This window comes from Burkholderia sp. Ac-20384, assembly GCF_017104605.1.
GTDB classification, from domain to species: Bacteria; Pseudomonadota; Gammaproteobacteria; order Burkholderiales; family Burkholderiaceae; genus Burkholderia; species Burkholderia lata.
In genome coordinates, this window is record NZ_JAAGPE010000581.1 from 1 (window position 1) to 240 (window position 240).

The window sequence follows — 240 nt, forward strand, 5'->3', positions numbered from 1 at the left end:
GGGGGTGGAGGCAGGGGGGCAGGTGGGAGAGTGGTGAGGAAGAGACTGAGTTGTGTGGGGGAGGTGGCGCGGGGGGGGTTGAGGTGAGAGGTGTGTGGGTGGGGTGTAGAGGAGAGAGGGAGAGGATGAGGAGGATAGGGAATAAGTGGGTGATGGAGAGGTGGGAGAGGAGGTGGGAGGTGTAGATGGTGTAGAGTCGGTGGGCGAGGATGATTTGTGTTTTTTTTTTTTTTAATGTTC

Annotated in this window: 1 protein-coding gene; it reads left to right on the forward strand. The window is 57.1% G+C overall.

Annotated features, from left to right (window positions below):
- Positions 1 to 185 (forward strand): hypothetical protein (locus G3O00_RS44240; RefSeq protein WP_206146516.1); only part of this gene is annotated, 185 nt, incomplete at its 5' end.
- Between the last annotated feature and the right edge of the window lie 55 nt (positions 186 to 240).